Origin of the sequence: Actinokineospora sp. NBRC 105648 (assembly GCF_030269645.1) — a bacterium.
Lineage (GTDB): Bacteria > Actinomycetota > Actinomycetes > Mycobacteriales > Pseudonocardiaceae > Actinokineospora.
Genome location: NZ_BSTR01000080.1, coordinates 1 through 19,923, shown reverse-complemented (window position 1 = coordinate 19,923; position 19,923 = coordinate 1). Strand labels below are relative to the sequence as shown.

The 19,923-nt window shown below is 67.3% G+C and carries 20 protein-coding genes, 4 tRNA genes and 3 pseudogenes; 17 read left to right on the top strand and 10 right to left on the bottom strand.

What is annotated here, in order from left to right:
- The first annotated feature begins 250 nt into the window (after positions 1-250).
- Both QSK30_RS35680 and QSK30_RS37245 read left to right on the top strand, forming a co-directional pair.
- Positions 251-2,389, top strand: a complete 2,139-nt coding sequence (locus tag QSK30_RS35680) for an immunoglobulin domain-containing protein (RefSeq protein ID WP_285509831.1) — start codon at positions 251-253, stop codon at positions 2,387-2,389.
- Positions 2,390-2,398: 9 nt separating this feature from the next.
- Positions 2,399-2,803: pseudogene (locus QSK30_RS37245) on the top strand (DUF6444 domain-containing protein); the annotation flags it as partial.
- Here the strand turns inward: QSK30_RS37245 and QSK30_RS37240 are convergent.
- Positions 2,701-3,039, bottom strand: coding sequence for a hypothetical protein (locus tag QSK30_RS37240; RefSeq protein ID WP_502871935.1), 339 nt, complete (start codon positions 3,037-3,039; stop codon positions 2,701-2,703). The pseudogene QSK30_RS37245 and the gene QSK30_RS37240 sit on opposite strands and share 103 nt — an antisense overlap.
- On the opposite strand from QSK30_RS37240, the gene QSK30_RS37235 reads away from it, so the two are divergent.
- On the top strand, positions 2,946-3,488 hold the full coding sequence (locus QSK30_RS37235; protein ID WP_502871934.1) for an IS66 family transposase: 543 nt from the start codon (positions 2,946-2,948) through the stop codon (positions 3,486-3,488). The genes QSK30_RS37240 and QSK30_RS37235 overlap by 94 nt on opposite strands.
- Before the next feature lie 119 nt (positions 3,489-3,607).
- On the opposite strand, the gene QSK30_RS35660 is transcribed toward QSK30_RS37235, so the two are convergent.
- A complete protein-coding gene (locus QSK30_RS35660; protein ID WP_285509830.1) occupies positions 3,608-6,310 on the bottom strand; it encodes a type 1 periplasmic-binding domain-containing protein in 2,703 nt (900 codons plus the stop codon).
- Between the two features lie 132 nt (positions 6,311-6,442).
- Between QSK30_RS35660 and QSK30_RS35655 the strand changes: the two genes are divergently transcribed.
- The 4 genes from QSK30_RS35655 to QSK30_RS35640 all read left to right on the top strand — a co-directional run bounded on the left by QSK30_RS35655 (position 6,443) and on the right by QSK30_RS35640 (position 10,176).
- Complete coding sequence (locus QSK30_RS35655) at positions 6,443-6,913, top strand: SDR family oxidoreductase (protein ID WP_285509829.1); 471 nt, start codon at positions 6,443-6,445, stop codon at positions 6,911-6,913.
- 108 nt (positions 6,914-7,021) lie between these two features.
- A complete protein-coding gene (locus QSK30_RS35650) occupies positions 7,022-8,323 on the top strand; it encodes a hypothetical protein (RefSeq protein WP_285509828.1) in 1,302 nt (433 codons plus the stop codon).
- A complete protein-coding gene (locus tag QSK30_RS35645) occupies positions 8,320-9,345 on the top strand; it encodes a PASTA domain-containing protein (RefSeq protein WP_285509827.1) in 1,026 nt (341 codons plus the stop codon). Before QSK30_RS35650 ends, QSK30_RS35645 begins: the two co-directional genes overlap by 4 nt.
- 24 nt (positions 9,346-9,369) lie before the next feature.
- Positions 9,370-10,176 (top strand): site-specific integrase, encoded by an 807-nt coding sequence (locus QSK30_RS35640; RefSeq protein WP_285509826.1) that lies wholly within the window; start codon positions 9,370-9,372, stop codon positions 10,174-10,176.
- 50 nt (positions 10,177-10,226) lie between these two features.
- On the opposite strand, the gene QSK30_RS35635 is transcribed toward QSK30_RS35640, so the two are convergent.
- From QSK30_RS35635 to QSK30_RS35620, 4 genes are all read right to left on the bottom strand, one after another.
- A tRNA-Val gene (locus tag QSK30_RS35635) sits at positions 10,227-10,301 on the bottom strand.
- A 3-nt stretch (positions 10,302-10,304) separates the two neighbouring features.
- A tRNA-Cys gene (locus QSK30_RS35630) sits at positions 10,305-10,376 on the bottom strand.
- A gap of 55 nt (positions 10,377-10,431) precedes the next feature.
- Positions 10,432-10,504, bottom strand: a tRNA-Gly gene (locus tag QSK30_RS35625).
- Positions 10,505-10,606: 102 nt separating this feature from the next.
- Positions 10,607-11,032: an SsgA family sporulation/cell division regulator gene (locus QSK30_RS35620; protein WP_018687187.1), complete on the bottom strand. Its 426-nt coding sequence runs from the start codon at positions 11,030-11,032 to the stop codon at positions 10,607-10,609.
- Between the two features lie 424 nt (positions 11,033-11,456).
- Here QSK30_RS35620 and QSK30_RS35615 point away from each other — a divergent pair, with 424 nt between their 5' ends.
- The gene (locus tag QSK30_RS35615) at positions 11,457-11,837 is read left to right on the top strand and encodes a TIGR02611 family protein (protein WP_285509825.1); all 381 of its coding nucleotides are present in this window, start codon (positions 11,457-11,459) and stop codon (positions 11,835-11,837) included.
- Between the two features lie 51 nt (positions 11,838-11,888).
- Positions 11,889-11,960, top strand: a tRNA-Val gene (locus QSK30_RS35610).
- 117 nt (positions 11,961-12,077) lie between these two features.
- On the opposite strand, the gene QSK30_RS35605 is transcribed toward QSK30_RS35610, so the two are convergent.
- Positions 12,078-13,157: a tyrosine-type recombinase/integrase gene (locus QSK30_RS35605; protein ID WP_285509824.1), complete on the bottom strand. Its 1,080-nt coding sequence runs from the start codon at positions 13,155-13,157 to the stop codon at positions 12,078-12,080.
- 141 nt (positions 13,158-13,298) lie between these two features.
- Here QSK30_RS35605 and QSK30_RS35600 point away from each other — a divergent pair.
- The 6 genes and pseudogenes from QSK30_RS35600 to QSK30_RS35570 all read left to right on the top strand — a co-directional run bounded on the left by QSK30_RS35600 (position 13,299) and on the right by QSK30_RS35570 (position 17,899).
- A pseudogene (locus QSK30_RS35600) lies at positions 13,299-14,051 on the top strand (transposase).
- A gap of 832 nt (positions 14,052-14,883) precedes the next feature.
- Positions 14,884-15,603, top strand: a complete 720-nt coding sequence (locus tag QSK30_RS35595) for a hypothetical protein (protein WP_285509823.1) — start codon at positions 14,884-14,886, stop codon at positions 15,601-15,603.
- 180 nt (positions 15,604-15,783) lie between these two features.
- Positions 15,784-16,104, top strand: a complete 321-nt coding sequence (locus QSK30_RS35590) for a hypothetical protein (RefSeq protein WP_285509822.1) — start codon at positions 15,784-15,786, stop codon at positions 16,102-16,104.
- Positions 16,101-16,235 carry a hypothetical protein gene (locus QSK30_RS35585; RefSeq protein WP_285509821.1) on the top strand — a complete coding sequence of 45 codons (135 nt, stop codon included), beginning with the start codon at positions 16,101-16,103 and terminating at the stop codon, positions 16,233-16,235. The genes QSK30_RS35590 and QSK30_RS35585 overlap by 4 nt, the downstream gene beginning before the upstream one ends.
- 67 nt (positions 16,236-16,302) lie before the next feature.
- Positions 16,303-16,809: an MFS transporter gene (locus QSK30_RS35580; RefSeq protein WP_285509820.1), complete on the top strand. Its 507-nt coding sequence runs from the start codon at positions 16,303-16,305 to the stop codon at positions 16,807-16,809.
- 634 nt (positions 16,810-17,443) lie between these two features.
- The gene (locus tag QSK30_RS35570; RefSeq protein WP_285509832.1) at positions 17,444-17,899 is read left to right on the top strand and encodes a MarR family winged helix-turn-helix transcriptional regulator; all 456 of its coding nucleotides are present in this window, start codon (positions 17,444-17,446) and stop codon (positions 17,897-17,899) included.
- Here QSK30_RS35570 and QSK30_RS35565 read toward each other — a convergent pair.
- The 3 genes from QSK30_RS35565 to QSK30_RS35555 all read right to left on the bottom strand — a co-directional run bounded on the left by QSK30_RS35565 (position 17,869) and on the right by QSK30_RS35555 (position 19,323).
- Positions 17,869-18,441, bottom strand: a complete 573-nt coding sequence (locus QSK30_RS35565; protein WP_285509819.1) for a carboxymuconolactone decarboxylase family protein — start codon at positions 18,439-18,441, stop codon at positions 17,869-17,871. The genes QSK30_RS35570 and QSK30_RS35565 overlap by 31 nt on opposite strands.
- Positions 18,442-18,507: 66 nt before the next feature.
- Positions 18,508-19,122, bottom strand: coding sequence for an alpha/beta hydrolase family protein (locus QSK30_RS35560; RefSeq protein ID WP_285509818.1), 615 nt, complete (start codon positions 19,120-19,122; stop codon positions 18,508-18,510).
- A gap of 54 nt (positions 19,123-19,176) precedes the next feature.
- On the bottom strand, positions 19,177-19,323 hold the full coding sequence (locus tag QSK30_RS35555) for a hypothetical protein (protein ID WP_285509817.1): 147 nt from the start codon (positions 19,321-19,323) through the stop codon (positions 19,177-19,179).
- Between the two features lie 48 nt (positions 19,324-19,371).
- Here QSK30_RS35555 and QSK30_RS35550 point away from each other — a divergent pair.
- Together QSK30_RS35550 and QSK30_RS37070 are read left to right on the top strand one after the other, a co-directional pair.
- A pseudogene (locus tag QSK30_RS35550) lies at positions 19,372-19,620 on the top strand (GDSL-type esterase/lipase family protein); the annotation flags it as partial.
- Between the two features lie 199 nt (positions 19,621-19,819).
- Positions 19,820-19,923 (top strand): helix-turn-helix domain-containing protein (locus QSK30_RS37070; RefSeq protein ID WP_352231678.1); only part of this gene is annotated, 104 nt, incomplete at its 3' end.

The following is a 19,923-nucleotide window of genomic DNA, read 5'->3' as shown; positions in this document are numbered from 1 at the left end:
ATCGGGCCGACCGGTGATCAGCGAACACGAATCCGGGGCATGCGACACTGACAACGGTGGCCTCTTGTCCAGTGATGATCGTGGCGTGAGAACCAACATCATCGCAGGCCAGAGGCCACCCTCTACGCAGGCCAGAGGCCACCCTCTACGTCCGAACACCAGGACCGGCCGGGATCGGCAACGGACTTCACACGAAGATCACAAACTTTGAAATTCCCCTGGGCCTCCGCCGGTGTAATAGGCTCGAAGTGTGTCTCACTCCTACTCGCAGCAGACGGTCAAGTTGCTGTTCGGCCGTGCTCAGCGGTGTGCGTACCCGGCCTGTGACAACCCACTGATCCTGGAACACCGGTCTCGCCTGACCGTCATCGCCGAGATCGCTCACATCCGGTCTGAGAAGCCGAACGGCCCTCGGTACGACGCAGCCTATCCGCAGAGCCTCATCGACGAAGAGGAAAACCTACTGCTCCTTTGTGGAGTGCACCACAAGCCAGTCGATGACCACGATTCGGCCTATCCCACTGAAGAACTTCTCGTGTGGAAGTGCCATCAGGTCGATGGGGCAGATGATCGAAGGTTGTCTGATGAACAGGTTCAACGCATCTTCCTCCACTACAAGCTGAGCCAGCTCAACTGGGACAGCTTCGAGAAGGTATGTCAAGCACTAAGTGTTCACGTACTGGGTCGAGGAACCGAATTCCACGTCGGTCCTGGGCCACATGGTGGTCGGGACGCATGGCTCCACGGCCGCGCGGACGGGTTTCCGACTCCGACCGCCCCGTGGGACGGCTATATCGTCATGCAAGCCTTGCATTTCTCGTCGGTCAGTCGAGCAGGAAGTGCACCCAGTAGGCTCAAGCGCCGGATCGAGGTGGACCTCGACCGTTGGTCGCAGCGCACCGAGGACGAGCGGCCGGACTACCTTATCTTCGCCACCAACCTCCAGGTTCCCGCGAGTGACACCGCGGTGCAGTCGTTGATCACATACATCGACCACCGCGTCGGAGAGTTGGGACTTCGAGGATGGCAGATCTGGGACGACGCGCAGATCTGCCACCTGCTCGGGGTGTACCCCGACGTCCGTCAAGCGGTTGCCAGCCTGTCCGTGGCGAACGAGATCGTCTCAGGTGTGCTCAAGAACCTGACAACCTCGACACTGACGGCGAACCTTCGACCTGGTGAACCTGGTCAAGAGGCTGCATTTCACGCTGCCTACCAGGCCGCAGGAGGCCTTGAGGTGCTCGGGCGCGCGCTCGGCAAGGTCCAGGAGTTGGACCTGGGGTGGTTGCAGCACTTCGCTGGAGGACCGCGTGGGGAGCCGTCGGTTCTGTGCGCGCTCTACGGCAAAGCGGCCGTGGCGGTGTCGACGGCGGTGTGGAACGACATCGCGGCGATCGGCGCCGGAGTCGTTCACGGAGGTTCAACCGGCGTCGGCTTCCCGGTCTCAGCGAACCCTTCTCAAGGTGGCTACATCGGTTCCGATGCGGAAGTGGTCGACCTGGTCGGCGGACGGTGGGGACGCGCTGAACACGGGCGGCTTCTCCGGCCATCCAGCGGTCCAGTCGTATGGCAGACCGAGACCGCGTTGGACAGCGACGCCTCCAAGGACCGCGACGTCTGGTCAAGTTTCACTGACCAACGCGATCTCAGGATCCGGGTCGCTGCCCGGATACCGCTGTACGCGAAGACGTGGCGGATCACGGGCACCGGCCGAGCACGCATGCTCACCGCCGTTGACGCCACGCAGATTGCTGTGTTCTTTCATGCGCTGGCCAAGCGGTATGGCCTGAGGCCCCGAGACGGCTCCTGGCGGGAGATCGGACCCCCTGACGGCCACAACAACAGCAGGTTCGCTGCATACCAGATCATGGCCGACAACACCGATGGTAGCCCCTGCATTTCGCTGTGCTTGCGGCTAACAGTCCCGGACGGTCGGGATGTCGAAGTGCTCAGCGTTGTCGACCTACGCGTCGACTTCACCGCGCTGGCGGCATCAGCATCGCTTCCTGTGGACACCTTGACGCTGCGTCTGACGTTCGCGGAAGTGACAGACTTCTACGTTCACGCGTGGCAGATGGCCATGGGTGAACTACTCCTGGCTGCCGTCGAAGAACCGCTGACTGTTCCCCCAGCAGGAGCTCCGCGATTGGAGTTCCACATCCAGAACGAACGGATCGGCATTTCTGGTCAACATGAGTCGGTCCCTGTACTGCAGATGGTCGACTTGTCGCTTCTCGGGACGCCTCGGAGTGCGGGACCGCGAACCATGTCGGTCGGAGTGACCGCGGCACTGGGTCTGCCGCCAGCCGAGGTCTCTACCGCCGTCTCCCGTGCGCTCGTGTGGATGGTCGAGGACGCGGGGTTTGTCACGCCGCCAGCGACTTCATGAAGATCGTTCATGGGATGCAGGACAGGACCTCGAATATATGTTCGATTTCCGAGCTTATGTGCGTCCATGTTTGACGATCGTCCCCCTGACGTCACTGTCACTATCGACACACCAACGCGGGGTGCGGGTCGCAGCGTTGCCTGCCACCTGCAAGGTCGGCATCCATTCGTTACACGTGGTCGGCTACAAAGCTCGCTTGGACGTAACTGGGCAGGTCATTTGTTGGGCTTGCCCGTCGGGCGGGATGATCTTGGGGTGCAGGCCGGGGATGGGCGTCTGTCGTATGACGGGCTTGCTGCCCTGGTCGCGAGTCAGGTGGCGGTGATCACGCAGTTGCGTTCCGAGGTCGCCGAGTTGAAACGGCGGTTGGGACAGAACTCGTCGAACTCTTCGAAGCCGCCGTCGTCGGATTCGCCGTTCGTCAAGCCCGGGCCGAAGTCGTTGCGTGGCGAGGGCGGTCGCAAGCCTGGTGGTGGTTCGCGCATCCGGGGCCGACGTTGGCGCAGGTCGCGGTGCCGGATGAGATCGTTCGTCACGAACCTGTGGGTTGCGGCGGATGTGGCGGTGGACTGGTCGATGCGCCACTGGTTGGCGTGGAACGTCGCCAGGTGTTCGATCTGCCGCCGATCACCGTGCGGGTCACCGAACACAGCTCGTCACGCGGCAGTGCACTTGTGGAGTCGTCACGTGTGCCGCTGCGCCCGATGGGGTGGTCGCCCCGGCGCAGTACGGGCCTCGGGTCACCGCGATCGTGGTTTATCTGTATGTCCGGCAGTTTCTGTCCAACCAGCACACCGCGCAGGCGTTGGCCGGGTTGTTCGGCGCCGCAGTCTCGCCGGGTGCCGTCGCGTCGATGACGCGGCGCGCCGCGACCGGCCTGTCCGGGTTCCTCGACGTGGTCCGGGAGCGGATCGGCGGATCCGAGGTGGCGCATTTCGATGAGACCGGGTTGCGGGTCGAGGGAAAACTACGGCTGGTGCACTCCGCCTCGACCGGGAAGTACTCGCTGATCGCCGTGCACGACAAGCGCGGCAGGGTCGCGATGGACGCCGCCGGGGTGCTGCCCTCGTTCACCGGTGTCGCGGTGCATGACGTCTGAGCACCGTATGACTGCTACCCGGCCGCACCGAGGCCCCGAATCCACCGCCTTCACCCACGGTGCCGTCAAACACTCCATATCGGACTGATCCATCGCGGCTCCGTGAGCGTGGGTTCGTTTCATCGGCACAGGTTTTGGTCGGCGCTGACCAGCAACGCGCACTGCGGGGCTTGAGCGGTGTTATGCACGTCCGCCAAGAGCAGCAGTGCCAACGGCCGATCACGACCGTCGCGGAATCTGGACAGGTCGACCGGGCCGGAGGCGCCCTCGTAGCAGTTGCGAGTCGTGGTGGCGGGCAGAGTGCAGGCTGTCTCGCGCAGTTCCTGCGCCACTGCGGCTCGATGTGAGACCCGGGAAGCCGTGGCGGCCTGAAGGAGCACCCCGGCGGCGTCGTAGCTGAGCCCGACGCGCTCACCGATCCAGGACTGCGGCCGCTCACGCAGGTCGCGGCCGAACTCACGACCTGCCTCGCCGTACACGTCGGCGCCGTTCACCAGGTCGTGCATGTCCGCGCACAGCGGCGTGAGCGGCTCCGTGTTCTCAGGGAAACAGGTGCGGTTCTGGAGAACCGTCACCGGACCCAGCGAGACGTAGAGGATGGACTTGCCGCTGTACTTGGCGTTGCCGCGCTTCTCGTGCTGGGCGACGAAGCGGGCCACGGTGTCGTCCCCGATGATCACCGGCAGGGCGCGGCCGCACACGTCCAGCACCCGGTCGAGGAACCTGTCGAAGTCGACCTGCCTGCCCGCGTAGAACGCGATCTGGTCTGTGCCGCACACCGGCGTGCTCCGGCTGACCTCGGTCCACGGGTGGAACGCTTCCCGGCGCACCAGCTTGGCCATCTCGTCTCGGAGTGACAGCAGGTACCCGTCGCTTTCGACGTTCGTCGGCTGGTAGACCGAGAGTTCCTTGCCCGCCTGGTCGGCGTACCGCTTGACCAGGGCCGCCTGTTGGTGGTTGTCGGGTGTGACCTGGAAGTAGAGGGGCGAGCGCTCGGTCAAGCCGACACCGGTCAGCGTGGTACCGACAACCGGCACGCCGACGTCGCCGAGCGCGGTGATGGCGTCTTCCACCGGGTCGACCGTCCGGCCCATCCCCACCACGCCCACGATCGTCGAATCCCGGGCCAGCAACGGCAGCAGCAGGTCGACCGCGGTCCGAGCCTGGCGCATGTTGAACCCCGCGTTGGCGATGACCACCCGCAGCAGGGGCGCGGCGTGGTCGCTGCGCCGGTTGACCTCGCCTTGCAGCAGCAGCAGGCCGGTCAGCTGCTCAACAGTGGAGTCGTCGGCCCCGAGCTGCCCGTCGGGCTTGGTGAGTTCGGCGAAGTACACGACGCTGATCAGCGGTCGGGCCGCGGACTCCGCGTGCAGGCGTCCGGCCAGCTCGTTCATCTCGAACACCGCCCGCTGCACGGCGCGCAGACGGCTGCTGTCGCCGAACAGCTGACTGGCCCGATCGCTGTAGCCGACACATTCCCGTCCGCCCGCGGTCTCGACCAGCCGGGTGCTCACACCGGTGTGGGTCTGGGGAAGGCAGTCGCCGATCCACCGCGGCACGATCCACAAACCGATCCCGACGAGCAGTCCCGCGACCAAGACCAGACTTGCCAGCCGGGTCGTCACCTTGCGGATGAGCCTCGGCACCGGGCGGGGTCGTGGGTGACCGACCTCGGTCCAGCCGGAGTCGTCCCTGTCCTCCTCGGGCCCGTCGTCGGCGGGGGGCATCCGCACCACCACGAACCGGGCGTCGCGGTGCAGGAACTGCCGCTGTTCGGGCAGCCGTCGCGCCCAGTCCGTGAGCACGCTGTGCAGCCGGTGCACGGGTTCGATGTCCTCGCCCGCTCCGCGCCCGGGAGGCAGCGCCTCGGCGGTGGCGACCACGAGTACCGGGTCGGGCTCGGTGGAGCGGTTGCGCACATCGTTGATCAGCCGAAGCAGGTCCCAGCCGCCGTTGTGCTCCGACACACCGGTCAACAGCACCAGAACGTGCGCGGTGCGCCGCCCGCGTCGCAGGCGCCAGGTTCCGGTGCCGAACTCCCGGCGCAGGTCCTGGAGGAACGCGTGGACCATCAGCAGCCCCAGCTCGTCCCTGGCGTCGTCGCGGTGGCTCGCCTCGACCAGCCACTCGGCGAATCCGGCGAACGACTCGGAGTTGCCGGGTAAGAGGAACGGTTGGCCCATCAGCCAGGACCGCTCCCGGCCGAGCCGCACCCACCACTGGAAGCGGAGCCACCGCGCGATCGCGCTCGGCGTGAACACGACGCCCCCAGGCCCGGTCACCCGGATCGGCTCGGTGGCCTCGGCGCCGCTGGTGGACCGGGCTCGGTGCCATGTGCGCAGAAGCGCGGTCCGGCTGTCCGCCGTGTCGTTGGTCCGCGCCGGTTGTCGGGCCAGCCACTCGACGAGCTGGAAGGTTCGAAACCCGCGTACCCTCTGGTTGCCGAACCGATCGGCGGCCAGCTGCTTGGACAGCGCCGTGAGCAGTGGAAGGACCCGGGGCCTGGCCGACCCGGGGTCCGAGGACGCCGCCGTCACCTCGGCAGGCCGCTGGTCCCGGGCGACCTCGTCGACGTCGAGCGTGACGTACAAGACTTTCGGCGGCGAGGCTCGTCCGAGGCGGTCGTCCAATGCCTTCGCCCACCGCGTGCCTTGTCCGCCGATCAGGCACATGACGGGGAGCGCGCGTTCCCAACTGTGGCCACGTCGCGTGCGCTCGCTCGGGTACGGCTTCTGGTCGGCACGCAACGCCCTGGGGCGGTCCATCAGGGTCCGCAACACTGTCAGGAGCGTGTCGAGTCCGCGGAAGACTGGGTCGCCCAACGCCTACCTCCTCTGCCGCGGGCCACAGTGACGCACAGAGTGGACGGCGGTCAGGGGGATCGGTTCACTCCGGAGCAAACCGTGTCCGGGAATCACCGGAATGGCCGAAGAGCGAGTCGCGCGATCACCAAATTGGCCTACCGGGACGCCCGTCCCGGTCACGGCGGCGATGCCTTCGGTAAACGGGTTTCGGGCGCCACCGGATCAGAGGCGGGCCCCCGCCCCGTACAGCTCAAGGGCCGCGCCACCGTCCTGTGCGTGTGCCCCTGGCCTACCGAGACCCGGTTCTTCGACACGGTCGAGGTCGGCCGCAAGGCCGCCATCGGTGCCAGGTACATGACCGCCGAGACCGTCGTCACGGCCACGCTGCGTGCCCTCGACCGCGACTGCGGCTACCTCGCGCCCGGCCTCGCCAACGCTCCCCGCAGGCCCCGGAAACTGGTGGCCCCCATCGCCGCGGATCTCCCGCGGCGTACTTGCCAGATGATGCCGCCCTTTCGCAAGACACAGAACAACGAATTCGTCCGACGATTGTTCCGGGACACCATCGCACGATTGTCCGCCGTGGTTGGCGATTGTTCGACACATTCGGATCGGCGGTAACGCGACGTTGCCGTCGGGCGACGTGATGACCGGTGAGCAGGCCCTGACTCCAGGGCGCGCATTCCGTCCGCCGTGGCGCTCACCAGGTGGCGTGGAAGATTGGTGCCGATGATCTGGGCGTCTGTGATCTCCTTGTTCGATGAGCCCCTGTTCCTCGGTGGCGTCCTCGTGGCCGCGTCCGCGGTGTTCGGGGGTCTCACCTGGTCGGCTCGCCGCGCGCGCGGCAAAGAGGTGGTGGACGTGGAACCGCCGGTTTTCCGAACGGTCACCCTCGGCGCGACCGAGACCGGCAAAACCGTCCTGCTGGCCAGCATGTTCAACCATTTCCGCACCAAACCCGACGGGCTCCGGCTCAGCGCGCCCGACGGCCAGCAGCGCAACTACCTCACGCGGGTGTGGGACCGTGTGGCCCGCCGCGGCGCGGACTGGCCGGAGGCCACCCGCCTCGGTGCCACGCAGTCGTTCACGCTCGACTGCATGGGGCTGGTCGAGGGCAACGAGTACCCGGTCGCCCGGTTTGAGATCACCGACTTCGCGGGCGAACTGGTTCACGGTGGCCACCAGGCCCACGACGCCGCCGACGAGCAGCGGCCCGCCAGGAAACTGCTGGACGCCAAGATCGACGAGGCGGACGCCGTCTTCGGCGTCGTCGACGCGTTCCGGATCGGCCAGTACCTCGACGGAGTCGAGGACGGGCAGCACTATGTCCGGCACGTGATCCTGCCGATGATCGACAGCATGCTGGACGTCAGCTGCCCGATCTACTTCATCGTCAGCCGGTGGGACCTGCTCGCCCCCACCGAGGACGACGACCGCGAGCAGCTCCGCCGAGTGCGCGGCGCGCTGCTCGACCAAGAGTCGGTCTCCCGGCTGGTCAACCGGTGCCGGACACGCAGGCAGAGCATCCGGCTGATCCCGGTGAGCGCGGTCGGCCGCCGATTCGCGGTGATCGATCCGGCCACCGGGGCGGTCACCAAGCGCGCCGACGGCGTGCTGAGCCCGCTGAACGTCGAGTTCCCGCTGTGCATGGTGATCCCCGACCTGTTCGCCCACGTCGAGACCATCCTCACCGAACGACAGCGGGCCGAGCTGGGCGATCGGCTGGACCGCCACCGCACGATCCACCGCCCGGGCGGGGCGGCCAAGTCGTTCCAGCAGCTGCTGCACAGCCCCGAGGGCGAGGCACTGCGGGCGGCGCTCGGGGTGGTGCTCGGGGCGGACGTCCTCAACGACCGGCTGATCGACATGTTCCTGGACTGGCTGGCCCGGCGCAGGCAGGTGGGCCGCAACCTGCTCGTCGAGAACGCGCAGGGCCGGGCGCGGAACGCGGTCATCGCGGAGTTCGACGAGATGGTGACCGTCCTGCGGCACAAGTACCCGGGAGCGGACCTGACCATGGTCATGAGGTGACACCGCAGGCGGACGCGGGCTGGGCGTTCCTGGTCGCGCGCGGGCGGGTCGCCGGGTACCGGTTGCTGCTCGTCCCGGACTTCGTCCTGCGCGGCGGGCACTCCGGCGCGCTGATCGCCGCGGTCGGCGAGCACGTGCCCCGGCGCGGCCGTCCCGGAGTGCGGACAATCGACGGCGTCGGCTCGGTGGTGTACCGGACGCGGCCGGTGACACTCGCCGACATCGGGGCGGACGTCGAAGTCCCGCTGCTGGACGCGGCGGGGCGGCCGATCGTGTTGACCTACGGTTTCGTGTGCCGGGCGACCGTGGTCGGCCATGTGGCCGAGGTGGACATCGAACGGGCGTGGCAGTCGGCTGTCGAGGTGTACCAAAGGTTCCACGCCGCGGAGCTGACCTTCCACCCGGAGGCCTCCGCGTTCTACCGGTTGGTTTCCAGCGTCGCCGGTCACGCGGCCGACGATGTCCACTCAGGTCCGAACACGCCGTCCGACGGGGCTGTCGTGGCGCGTTCCAGGTTTTGGGGCGGGGCGGTCCTGCGTGCGGGCGTCTTCGCGGTGGCCGTTCTCGCCGCCGGGCTTTTGGTGAACCAGATCGTCCGCGACGACCCGATTCGGGTTCCCTCGCTGGTCGGACGCCCGGTCGCCGAGGCCAGGCAGGACGTGGCGCGGCTCCATCTGACTACCCGGATCAGCTACCTGCCGTCGAGCGGCACGTGCCCGAAAGGCGTTGTGCACAGCCAAGTTCCCGACGCTGGGGTCGACGTCGAGAAGGTGCGCGAGGTGATCCTGCGGGTGTGCGCCCGTTCAGTGGTGGTCCCGAACCTCGTCGGCCGCACGCTCGCCGAGGCCAGGAGGATGCTGACGGACCTCGGGCTCGTGCCGTCCGACGGCGATCTCCAGTACGGTGTCGTGATCGCCACGGTGCCGAAGGCGGGTTCCGAGGTGTTCGAAGGTGACGCCGTCCAGCTCGTCGACACGCCTCCCGTTCGGACGCCGAGGCACTGTTCCCCTTGCGCGGTCTAGCTGTAGGTGCCCCGGCGAGCGGCGATGCGGCTCTACGAGAGCAGCCTGGGGATCAGTGGGTTCACCCTCTGCCTGTTCGACGTCTACACCGGCGCCCGGTGGGGTGAGCTGGCCGGGCAGCAGCGGCACGAGTACGACGAGCAGACGAAGGAGATCAGTGTCCAAGCACCGTTGAAGGAGGTCGGAGGGACACTGAAGAAGTACGGCACGGCGCTGGTCGACACCGTGCCATCACCGCAACCGACTCGGCGGCGCCACGGGCTCTCCGCCCGGAACGGGCGGACCAAGACGCCAGCTGGGACACGGGGAGTGGAACTTCCGCCGAGCATCGCCGTGTTCTACGAACTGCTCCTGGACAGCCACCAGCACGCGTTCGCCTTCACCAGCCCCGAGGGACGACCGTGGCGGCGGTCCAACTTCCGGCAACGCTTCTGGCGTCCCACGTGGGACGGCGTGAACCCCGACGCCCCGGGCTCGGCTTGTCACGTCTCGGCGATCCTGCCGTGGTTCACCTTCCACGAAGGCCGCCACACCCACGCCACCTGGCTCACCGAGGACGGTGTCCCCGAAGTCGCTCGCCGGGCACGGCTGGGGCAGAAGATGAAAGGGATCGGCCGAACCTACGACCACGTGACCGAGGTGATGCGCAAGCAGATCCTCGACGCGCTGGAGGCTCGGTGGGACTCGAGTCTCGTCGCGTTGACGACGGAGGAGCAGTCACGATTAGTAACGTGGTTCCCGCACCTGAAGCCGGTGTTCGCGCGGCTGAAGGGTGGGGGCCAGCACGGTAAGAATCCGGGCGACCCCATTTTGACCCCATTTGATCACTGAAGCCCTGCCCCCCATGAAGGGGGACAGGGCTTGTCACCAGTGTATATAACTGGTGGGCGATACTGGGATTGAACCAGTGACCCCTACCGTGTCAAGGTAGTGCTCTCCCACTGAGCTAATCGCCCCTGAGGTGGAGGCGGGAATCGAACCCGCGTACAGGGCTTTGCAGGCCCTTGCCTAAGCCACTCGGCCACTCCACCGTGCTCCCGAAGGGATGGCCCCCGGGGGGCCGGCGCAGAGGCCGAACCGCTTCCGAGCGGACGACGGGATTCGAACCCGCGACCCTCACCTTGGCAAGGTGATGCGCTACCAGCTGCGCTACGTCCGCAAGCCACTGGGTTCGCCGCGAACCGTTCCCCGTGGTGCGAGAAGAACTGTATCGGACGCCTGTTCCCGGCTCCAAATCGGGGGTCGGGGAACCGGTGTTTGCTCAGGTCAGGTCGGTGGAGATCAAGTGCGTGAGCGCCTCGTCGACGTCGACCCACAGGTGCTCGTTGCCGGGCACGACGACGTCGTAGGTGCGGTCGAGGAAGTCGGCGAGCTCCTGGGCGGAGGCCTCGAAGACGGCGTGGCCGGAAGGGGAGCTGAGCTCAATCACCACGACCTCGGGGTCGTCCACGGCCGGCCGGATCCGGACGTCGCCGTCGCCCGCCTCGGCGATGAGGCCGTCGGCGAGCAGGTCGCGGGCGAAGACCCACTCCACCCAGCCCGCCCGGCCGGTGCGGAACGCCGCGACCACCGCGTACGGATCACGCGTGTCGTAGCGCAGCTCGACCTTCACCGGGACCGCGGGGGTCCTCGGCGCCAAGAGGTCGAACACCGCGGTCGACCGCAGCGTGACGTGATCGTTTCGCATCGTCGCTACCCTTCTTCTCCCTTCCCAGCCAAACGACTGAGTCCTACCCATGTGACGCCACCGTGCCGCAAGTGGGACGCGGAACGGGCGGACATCACCCATCCGGGCCACTGCCCGCAGCGCAGGGCAGTCGTGCCGTTTCGCAGGGTGACCAACCTGCTCCTGGCTCTTCCATACTGGCTGGTTTTCTTCTTGGGTGGTAGCGCCTTGAGTACGAATGTTCGTTCCCGGTTTATGGCTCACGGGCCAATGCCGCGCTGACCTGCGCAGGTAGGTCGTTGCTGTGGCAAGAGCCACCTTCCCGCAGGTCACAGCCTGGTCAAGGTGCTTGGTACTGCCGGTGGACCCGGGCCGGGCGACAATGGTCGGGACCGGCGAGGAAGGTGGTGGGGCAGTGGCTGCCGAGACACGTGAGAAAGGCTCGATGCGACCCGAATGGGCGAATCGCAACGCCACGACCCGCCTCGTGTGGCGGGTGGGCGTCGGCGTGGTCGGTGGCGCGGTGCTGGCGGCCGGGATCGTGCTGATCCCGTACCCGGGCCCGGGCTGGCTCGTGGTGTTCGCCGGGCTGGCCATCCTCGCCGTCGAGTTCACCTGGGCGCACAAGGCCCTCACCTACGCCCGCGGCAAGTACGACGCGTGGACCGACTGGCTCAAGCGGCAGAGCCTGTTCGTCCGCCTGCTGGTGCTGGCGCTGACCGCCCTGATCGTGGTGGCCACCATCTGGCTCCTCAACGGATTCGCCCTGGTAGGCGGCTGGGTGGGCATCGACTGGCCCTGGTTGGGGTCCCCGATTTTCAGCTGACCAAGACCATCCTGTAGTCTCTTTCCTGTCGATGCGGCCCACCGCCGCACCGGGCGATTAGCTCAGCGGTAGAGCACTTCGTTCACACCGAAGGGGTCACTGGTTCGATCCCAGTATCGCCCACTAGTTATATTTGCAGGTCAACGCCCTGCCAACGGGTCACGTTGGTGGGGCGTTGATCGTTTCGGGGAGCACGTGGGGAGCAGCGTGATCTGACCCCTATACCCCGTACCGAAGGGGTCAGGCCGCTTCCGTTGGTACAGCGTGGTTTTCGGGCCAGGTCCAGCTCGCACCCTGCTCCCAACGATGATCCAAAGTGATCAACATGCGTTCGACCATGCGATCGGTGACGTGGCTGTAGCCGTCGTCGGTGTCGCGGCGGCGGTGTCCGAGCCGGGCCAGCCGCAGGACGCGGGGGACGTCGTCCTCGATCAGCCAGGTCTGGTGGGTGTGGCGCAGGTCATGAAAGTGCATCCCCTCCAGCAGCGGCGCCCACCCCAGCTCGGCGTCTCCGGCCAGCGCGGGTAGCCAGAAGCGGCGGCGGAAGTTGGATCGGCGCCAGAGTCCGTCGTGGGCGCCGGTGAACACGAACCGCGCCTCGGGGTTGCGTTCCCGGTGGTCGCGGAGCAGCCGCACCAGGAACGGCGGCAGGTGCACGACCCGGACACTGGCCGGGGTCTTGGGCGGCCCGAGTTCCAGGCGGCCGTTGATCTCGTGCAGGGCCCCGAAGTCGGGATCGATCTCGATACGCGGGTTGTCGTCGAGGTAGACCCGGATCCACTGGAGCCCGGCCAGCTCACCCCACCGCATCCCGGTGTAGGCGGCGACGATGGTCATCAACCCGGCGCCCTGCCGCATCCGGCAGGCGAGGGCGTCGACCTCGTCGGTGGTCGCGGTACCGCGTTCGGGCCGGTCGTTGAAGGTGATCTTCAGCTTCCGGCACGGGTTTGCGGAGATCAGCCCCTCGTCCACGGCTTCGCCGAGGATCATGGAGAACAGGACGAGGATGTCCTTGGCGGACTTGTGCGCCATGTTCGGCTTCAACCGCTTGTTCACCCACCCCTTCGCCTCGATCCGCGCGATCGCGCCGAGTGTGGTGCCGGACCAGCGGGGCAGGATGTGGTTGCGGATGTGCGAGTCGTAGGTCGACCACGTCACCGGCGACACGTCATGCGCCTGCGACCACCGCCGGATCCACTCGTCGATCAACGTCTCCGCCAACCTGGGATCGGTGAACCGTCGGCGGCGTTGATCGGACTCCACGTCCGCGGCCCGATCCTCGGCCGCGTCCAGGGACGCGAATCCGTTCTCGGAGTACACCGTTCCATCGTCGAGCCGATAGCGGACCCGGAAACCATCTTTGCGTTCTTCAACGCATGCCATGAATGGCCGCCTCCTCAAAAGAGGGAGAGTGTGATGTGGCCGCGCCCGCGAAATTGGGCACGGCCACATCCACGCTCCATGGGCGGAAAAGGGCAACCTAAGACCGTGTCCAACGTGGTGGCGGGTCGTTGGTCGTGGATTGTTCCGGAAGGGTTGTGGGAGGTGGTGCGGCCGTTGTTGCCGCCCTCGGGGGTCCGCCCGCAGGGTGGCGGGACGCGGAACATTGCGGATGAGGACATGTTCTCGGCGATCGTGTACGTGCTGGTGTCGAGGTGTGCGTAGCGGGCGTCGCCGCCGTGTTTCGGGGCCGCCAGGTCGACGGTGCACCGCCGGTTCACCATCTGGGCCCGTGCCGGGGTATTCGCCCGCTTGCACCGGGAGATCCTGGCGAGGATGCGCGTGTCGGGCCTGCTCGACGTTTCGCGGGTGTTGCACGACTCGGCTCACATCCTCTCGTCACCGCCGTCTCAGGTGGCAACACCCCGGACGTCGACGGCCTGAAACCGATGATCACAGCCCTGCTGTCGCGGCACGACCCTGACCGCGGACGGCACTGGAAACCCCGCAAACTCCACGCGGACAAGGCATACGACAGCACCGACCTGCGGAACTGGCTGCGCCGCCACCGCACCCTGGCGCGCATCGCCCGCTGCGGAATCGAGTCCTCCCAACGGCTGGGGCGTCACCGATGGGCCATCGAAGGCACCATGTCCTGGCTCACCGGCTACCGCCGCCTCACACCCCGCCACGAACGCCCCCCGCAACCACCTGGCCTTCCTCGACCCGGCCGTCGCGATGCTCTGCTGGAAACGATCCCTCAAGAACCCATGACCCCCCAACGACCAACCACCACGTTGGACACGGTCTTATAGGGGTGGGGTTGTGCACTGCCTGCACGGACCAATCATGCCGTTGATCTGCGAAAATGGAATATTCTGGTCGGGTGTACCGTTGATCGCAGCTGAGTGCGATCTGGGCCCCTTGGGTGGTCCCCTTCGCAGGGGCTTGCTCCACATCTGCCCCAGCAGCCGCCTATTGTGGTTCGAGTGACGGGCGTCTGCTTGCGTCGATTTCGGCCGTGGCGCTCTGGGGAAACAAACTGGGAGGCTTCGTTCGCGCGCGGCCGAGATCTGCGTCAGGCGCGCCGAGTGATTTCGCGCGCCTGGATCTCCTGCGCACATCCGAGGAGGATTTGGGAAAGCACTTCGCTTTCCACCCTGATCGCCGTCGTGGCGCTGGTTGCCGCCGCGCCCGCGGCGGGTGCTGACGCGCCTGCAGGCTCGCCGCAAGCGCCGACGATGCGGCGGGTTTCCGAGCAGGAGTACGTCGCCCTAAGATCCTCACCAGCCACGGCACGACCGCCTGGGGCTACGAGCACTATGCCACCCCCCACAACCTGTACTCCTTTAGGCCCTCACGGCCGCGTACCGCAGCAGGCCCGCTGTCGACCAAGGCGCACACGCGGAGTACAACGGCTACCTGGTCTCGGGAACCACCACGATTGCCCAGATCCACACCGTTACGCAATTAGCGCTCAGCACGGACAACGGCTCGCACGTCACGTTCGACGGCCAATACATCGGCACGATCACAGCGTACTGCGTGGGCGTGAACCGCAGCCCTAACGCTGTCAACGCGAACGGCTGAGTAGTATACTCGCTCTGTGTCGGCCGATGATCCACGCCGAGGCGAAGGGACCGAGCAGGTTCCTTCGCCTCTGGCGGATATTCTCTATTGGACGTTGGTCAAGCGTTTGACCGAGTTCGTCTCCACGCCGCTGTCCGGTTCCGCTTATACGGTATGCGGAGTGGTGCGTCCCCAACCGACAATTGCGCGGGTCTTCGTCTTCGACGGCGATGACTTGACGACGGCGATCGGGATCGACTGCTTATTGCTGGACGGCAGTGGACAGCAGATCAACCACTTCCGTCACGTCGCTACGATCAGGCTCGTCCTGGAGGCAGTCGCCGGCGGTGCGGAAGCCAACTGGGGCGTCGACGGGCGCGGGGTTCGCGTGGTCGACGCCCGGATGTTCTCAGGCAGTGGTGAGGATCCCGCGGCCGGGCTGGGCGAGGCGATCTACGGGGCGGTCGGCGGAACGTTTACCCGGTTCGACGACCAGCCGCCCCAGGTCGGGGCGCAGATCGTCTATCCGGTCGGATTCCTGGCGCAGAGCCCCGAGGTCGTCCGGGTCTATTTTCGCGATCCCGGCACGAGCGAGGTCTGCGGCTACGATGTTCCCATCGCCGCCGAGGGTGGGCTCGTAGTGGCCGCGGGCGGTTTCCTTACCGCGCGGATTCGCGAGCTTGCCGGGACCGGATCACTCGCGTCTCGGGAAGTCGCGTCCGATCCCTACTGTGTGCGCGCCTATTCCGTGCGCTGAGAGCGGCGGGCCTGCCTGTGCTGGTCGAAAATGCTGTGACCGGCTGTGAGTTGCGGGTTCAGGCGGCTTGCTGGTACTGGTTGAGCAGTCCCGCGAGTCGTTGTGTGCGTGTGATGCGGTCGGTCGGGATAGGCCGGGGATTCAATTCAGATCGTCGTCGGGTGCTCGTAGGTTCATGCCTTGGCCCTGGTGGCTGCTGTTGGCGTTGTAGTGCTCGACGTAGGCGCCCAGTACGTGCTGAAGATGACTTTGGCCGGTATGAGTAGCCGGTCGGTGCATTCGCGTCGCAGCGACCTGATCCAGCGTTCTGCGAACGCGTTCATCCGAGGTGCTTGCGGCGCGGTGAGAACCATGTGGATGCCGATCGAGGTGAAGACCCGCGTCGAATGCTGCGGTGAACTTGGCGTCGCGGTCGTGGATCAGGTGGGTGAAACACTGGCCGGTGTCGACAAGATCGGATGCGTGGTCGCGGGCCAGTTGGGTTGCCCAAGCTCCGGGTGATCGGTGACGCCGAGCAGGTGGACACGGCGAGTGTGGTGCTCGATGACGAACGCCGCGTAGAGACGCTTGAGTGTGATCGTGTCGACGTGGAAGAAGTCGATCGCGAGAAGGCCGTCAGTCTGGGCACGTAGGAACGTGTGCCGTGCGTCACCACGGCCTGAGGGTGGCGGTACTCGATGGCCGCGCAGGATCCGGCGGATGGTTGAGGCGGCGAGACGATACCCGAGTCGTCGGGAGGACATCGCGGGCCTGTCCACCGGGGCGGTTGCCACCGCCCTGATCGTCTACGGCCTGGGTGGCGTGGCGGGTAGCCTCGGTGGCGGACGGCTGGCCGACCGGTTCGGCTCCCGTGTCGTCGCCACCACCAGCCTGGTCCTGATCGCCGCGACCCTGCTGGCCGTCGACCTGCTCCTGCACGCCCCCGCCTGGCTGCTGCTGGCCGCGCTGGGCCTGTTCGCCCTGGCCGCCTACCCGTGCCTGCCCGCCTACCAGTCCCGGCTGGTCGCCGCCTTCCCCACGGCGAGCGGCTCGGTCATGGCCTGGAACAGCTTCTCCATGTACCTGGGCACCTCGCTCGGCTCCGCCGCGGGCGGCGTGCTGCTGTCCACTGCGGGCTTCCCCTGGATCCCCGTGGTCGGCGCCGCGGCCGCCCTGCTGGGCGCGCTCGTCTACCAGCACTCCCTACCCCGACCGACGAAACAATGACCCCGCCGTGCAGGGAGGAACGATGACCAAGCAGGTCACCGAGAACCGCACCGCCCCGGCGAGACCCGTCACGACCGAGGTCTCCCTCCGCGTCAACGGCGTCACCACCTCAACGTCGAACCGTGGATGACCCTGCTCGACGCGCTGCGCGAGGTCATCGGCCTCACCGGGACCAAGCTGCGACCGGGGCGAGTGCGGCGCCTGCACCGTGCACGTTGACGGCCGCCGGGTCAACGCCTGCCTCACCCTTGCCGTTGGTGCCGAGGATGGCTTTGGGGGAGTGGAAGAAGTGCAGGTGGAGTCCGCGCGGGCAGATGGCCTACTCCTGCAGGGTCTTGACCACCGGGTGGATCTGCTTGGCGGCGCGCAGGGCGGCGACGGAGCGGCTGGTCGTCCACTTCAGAGCTGATTCTTGATCATCTGCGCGGCATGGTCAACTGGGTGGTCGGTACGTTCTCGCGCCGGTGTGGCACCCCGTTGCCGCTCGGGTGCGCACGGGCTTCAGCGGGCGGGTGCGGGAGGGGCCGAGGCCGCACGGGTTGTCAATCCTCGTAACAGAATCCGAGACGGGGCAAGCCGGTGGTGCGCATCGGCGGGGCGGCACATAAAGTGAGGGCACTTGACCAAAGGAGGGGTGTTGGCCGCCGAGATCCCCACCTTGTTGGCCATGGCGTTCCGCACCGTCATGGACCAGGTGCACGAGTCCCTTGCCGCGGAGGGGTTCGACGACGTCCGGCCCGCGCACGGGTTCGTCTTCCAGTACCTCTCGCACCGCGAGGCGGGGGCGACCGCGGTCGAGCTGGGGGTGCACCTCGGGGTGACCAAGCAGGCCGCGGTCCAACTGGTGGACGAGCTCGAGGCGCGCGGCTACGTGGAGCGCAGGCCGCACCCGACCGACCGTCGCAGCAGGATGGTCGTGCTGGCGCCGCGCGGCTGGGCCTGCGTGGCGAGCGTGGTGCGGCGCTGGAACGAGATCGAGGCGCGCTGGGTCGACCTGATCGGAGCCGATCAGGTCGACCACCTGCGCGCCGATCTCCAGCGGATCGTCACGGCGTCCGGTCAGGCGGTGGCGTTGCGCCCGGTGTGGTGAGGCTCCCAGCGGTGCGCCTCGAACGGGGCGTCGAGCGGGGCCCCGGTCAACCGATTGGCGAACGTGGACAGCGTGTACGTGCCGACGCCGAGCACCACGTCCAGGGCGTTGCGCTGGTCGTAGCCCGCGACGAAGAAGGCGTCCATGTCCTCTTCGGACACCCCGCCGCTGGTCGCGAGCACCGCGGTGGTGAACTGCCGCAGCGCCTCGAGCTTGGCGTCGGCGAGCGGCTTGCCCTCGCGCAGCGCGCCGATGACCTCCCCGTCGACCGACTGGCGGGTCATCGTCGCCGAGTGCAGCGCCACGCAGTAGTGGCATTCCACCCGGGTCGCGATCGCCATGATGACGACCTCGCGCTGCAGCGCGTCGAGCGACGACCGGTCGAACGCGGCGGTGTTGCCCATGAACGTCGCCAACAGCTCCGGCGACTCGGCGATCCGCGCGACGGGCGAGGGGATGAAACCGAACTTCTTCCGCGCACCCTCGACCATGGGCTTGGAACCCTCGGGTGCGGTCTCGACCGTGTGACTGACGAACGACATGCGGACCTCCTCCTGGTTGTCACCTCGAAGGTTGCCGGCGCCCCGACAACTAGTCAAGTTGCTTGACTAGTTGTCGGGGCGGTCGCCCGCGTCGGGCGAACCGCGCCTCGACAGGCGCTCGTGGTCGGGTGAACCGCTCGCCCGACGATCCCGCGCGCCGGGGTCTGGGATGTGGTCGCGACGAGTCGTCCACTCGGGTTCGCGTTCCCGATCCGTTGTCGTCACGGCGATCGCGAGCGGATCCGCTGTGGGCGGCGGGTCGTCGGCGCGCAGCGCCGGGTGGTCCAGTTCTCCGCTGACGACCAGCAGCGGCGCGCGTGCGGCGACGGTGCCCGCCTTCGCGACGAAGTCCAGGCTGTCGGCGGCCTTCTCGGACTCGGTGTCGTAGGTGTAGTCGCCCGGGAACAGGTCGACGACGGACCGCACCCGGATCGCCCCGTTCACGATGGCGCCCGCGAAGACCGAGATCCCGGTGTTGGTCAGGATCCGCAGCGCGACGGCACCGCCCAGCGAGCCGCCGAGCACGCCGATCGGCCCGTCGTCGACCGGCAGCCGCGCACGCAGCGAGGCCAGCACTTCCGGGAACTCCGCCGTCGCCTGCAGGACGAAGGGGCGCAGGAAGGACATCAGCGCGTCCTCGTTGAACAGCTCCACAATGGCGTCTGTGCTGCCGTCCACCATGCGCGCCCCGCACATGGGGCATGCCGAGGTGCACCTGCCACGCGGGTAGGTCGTTCATCGGCAACGCGGCGGCGAAGCGGCGTTCGACCGCGGCGGATCCATCATGTGCCAGGTGACGATCAGCGCCGCGGCCCCGCCGTTGGCCGGTGGCAGGGCGGTGAACGGCGCGCCTGCGGCCGTGCCCGTGGTCGGTGACTGCATGCGGCCACAGTAGATCGACGGCCCAGCAACGGGAATCGGTCAAGCCGCGGGCGGACCCTGATGCCGTACAAGGGATCGGACTACTACCGGCCCCGCGGCGAGGAGGTGCGCGGCCAGGTCAACACCTGGATCCGGACCTCCGGCGAGTTCGACGGCGTGGTGGACTTCGACCGGGCCGTGGCCGACCCGGCCGACCCGGACGCGTTGCCACCTGCCTACGACAGCGGCGACCGGCTGCACCCCAACGACGCGGGCAACCGCGCGATGGCCGAGGCCGTCGACCTGGCGCTTCTCTAACGACCTCGTGCATGGTTGGGGGGGCCTCGCGAGATGATCTTGATGTGGGTCGTGCAGCGGTGGTGTCTAGTCGTCGGGTGACGGGCCTGTCGGCCCAGGTGATCGCTGATCTGGTGGCCGAGGTCGGCCCGGTCTGGCAGGCGCGGCAAGACGCGCGGCGGATGGCTCGGCCGCGTGTGCGGGGGCGAGGTATCGGTTGGTGTTCATCGATCGTCTGTTGGCCACGCTGGTGCACCTTCGTCACGGTGTCACACACGACGTGCTGGCCGCGTGGTTCGGGGTGGATCGGTCCACGATTACCCG

Bases quoted from the DNA above. Each gene is read 5' to 3' on its own strand.
- QSK30_RS37235 (WP_502871934.1), top strand. From the start codon at position 2,946: ATGTGGCGGTGGACTGGTCGATGCGCCACTGGTTGGCGTGGAACGTCG.
- QSK30_RS35650 (WP_285509828.1), top strand. From the start codon at position 7,022: ATGATCTGGGCGTCTGTGATCTCCTTGTTCGATGAGCCCCTGTTCCTC.
- QSK30_RS35640 (WP_285509826.1), top strand. From the start codon at position 9,370: ATGCGGCTCTACGAGAGCAGCCTGGGGATCAGTGGGTTCACCCTCTGC.
- QSK30_RS35620 (WP_018687187.1), bottom strand. From the start codon at position 11,032: ATGCGAAACGATCACGTCACGCTGCGGTCGACCGCGGTGTTCGACCTC.
- QSK30_RS35615 (WP_285509825.1), top strand. From the start codon at position 11,457: ATGCGACCCGAATGGGCGAATCGCAACGCCACGACCCGCCTCGTGTGG.
- QSK30_RS35580 (WP_285509820.1), top strand. From the start codon at position 16,303: ATGGTTGAGGCGGCGAGACGATACCCGAGTCGTCGGGAGGACATCGCG.
- QSK30_RS35565 (WP_285509819.1), bottom strand. From the start codon at position 18,441: ATGTCGTTCGTCAGTCACACGGTCGAGACCGCACCCGAGGGTTCCAAG.
- QSK30_RS35560 (WP_285509818.1), bottom strand. From the start codon at position 19,122: ATGGTGGACGGCAGCACAGACGCCATTGTGGAGCTGTTCAACGAGGAC.
- QSK30_RS35555 (WP_285509817.1), bottom strand. From the start codon at position 19,323: ATGCAGTCACCGACCACGGGCACGGCCGCAGGCGCGCCGTTCACCGCC.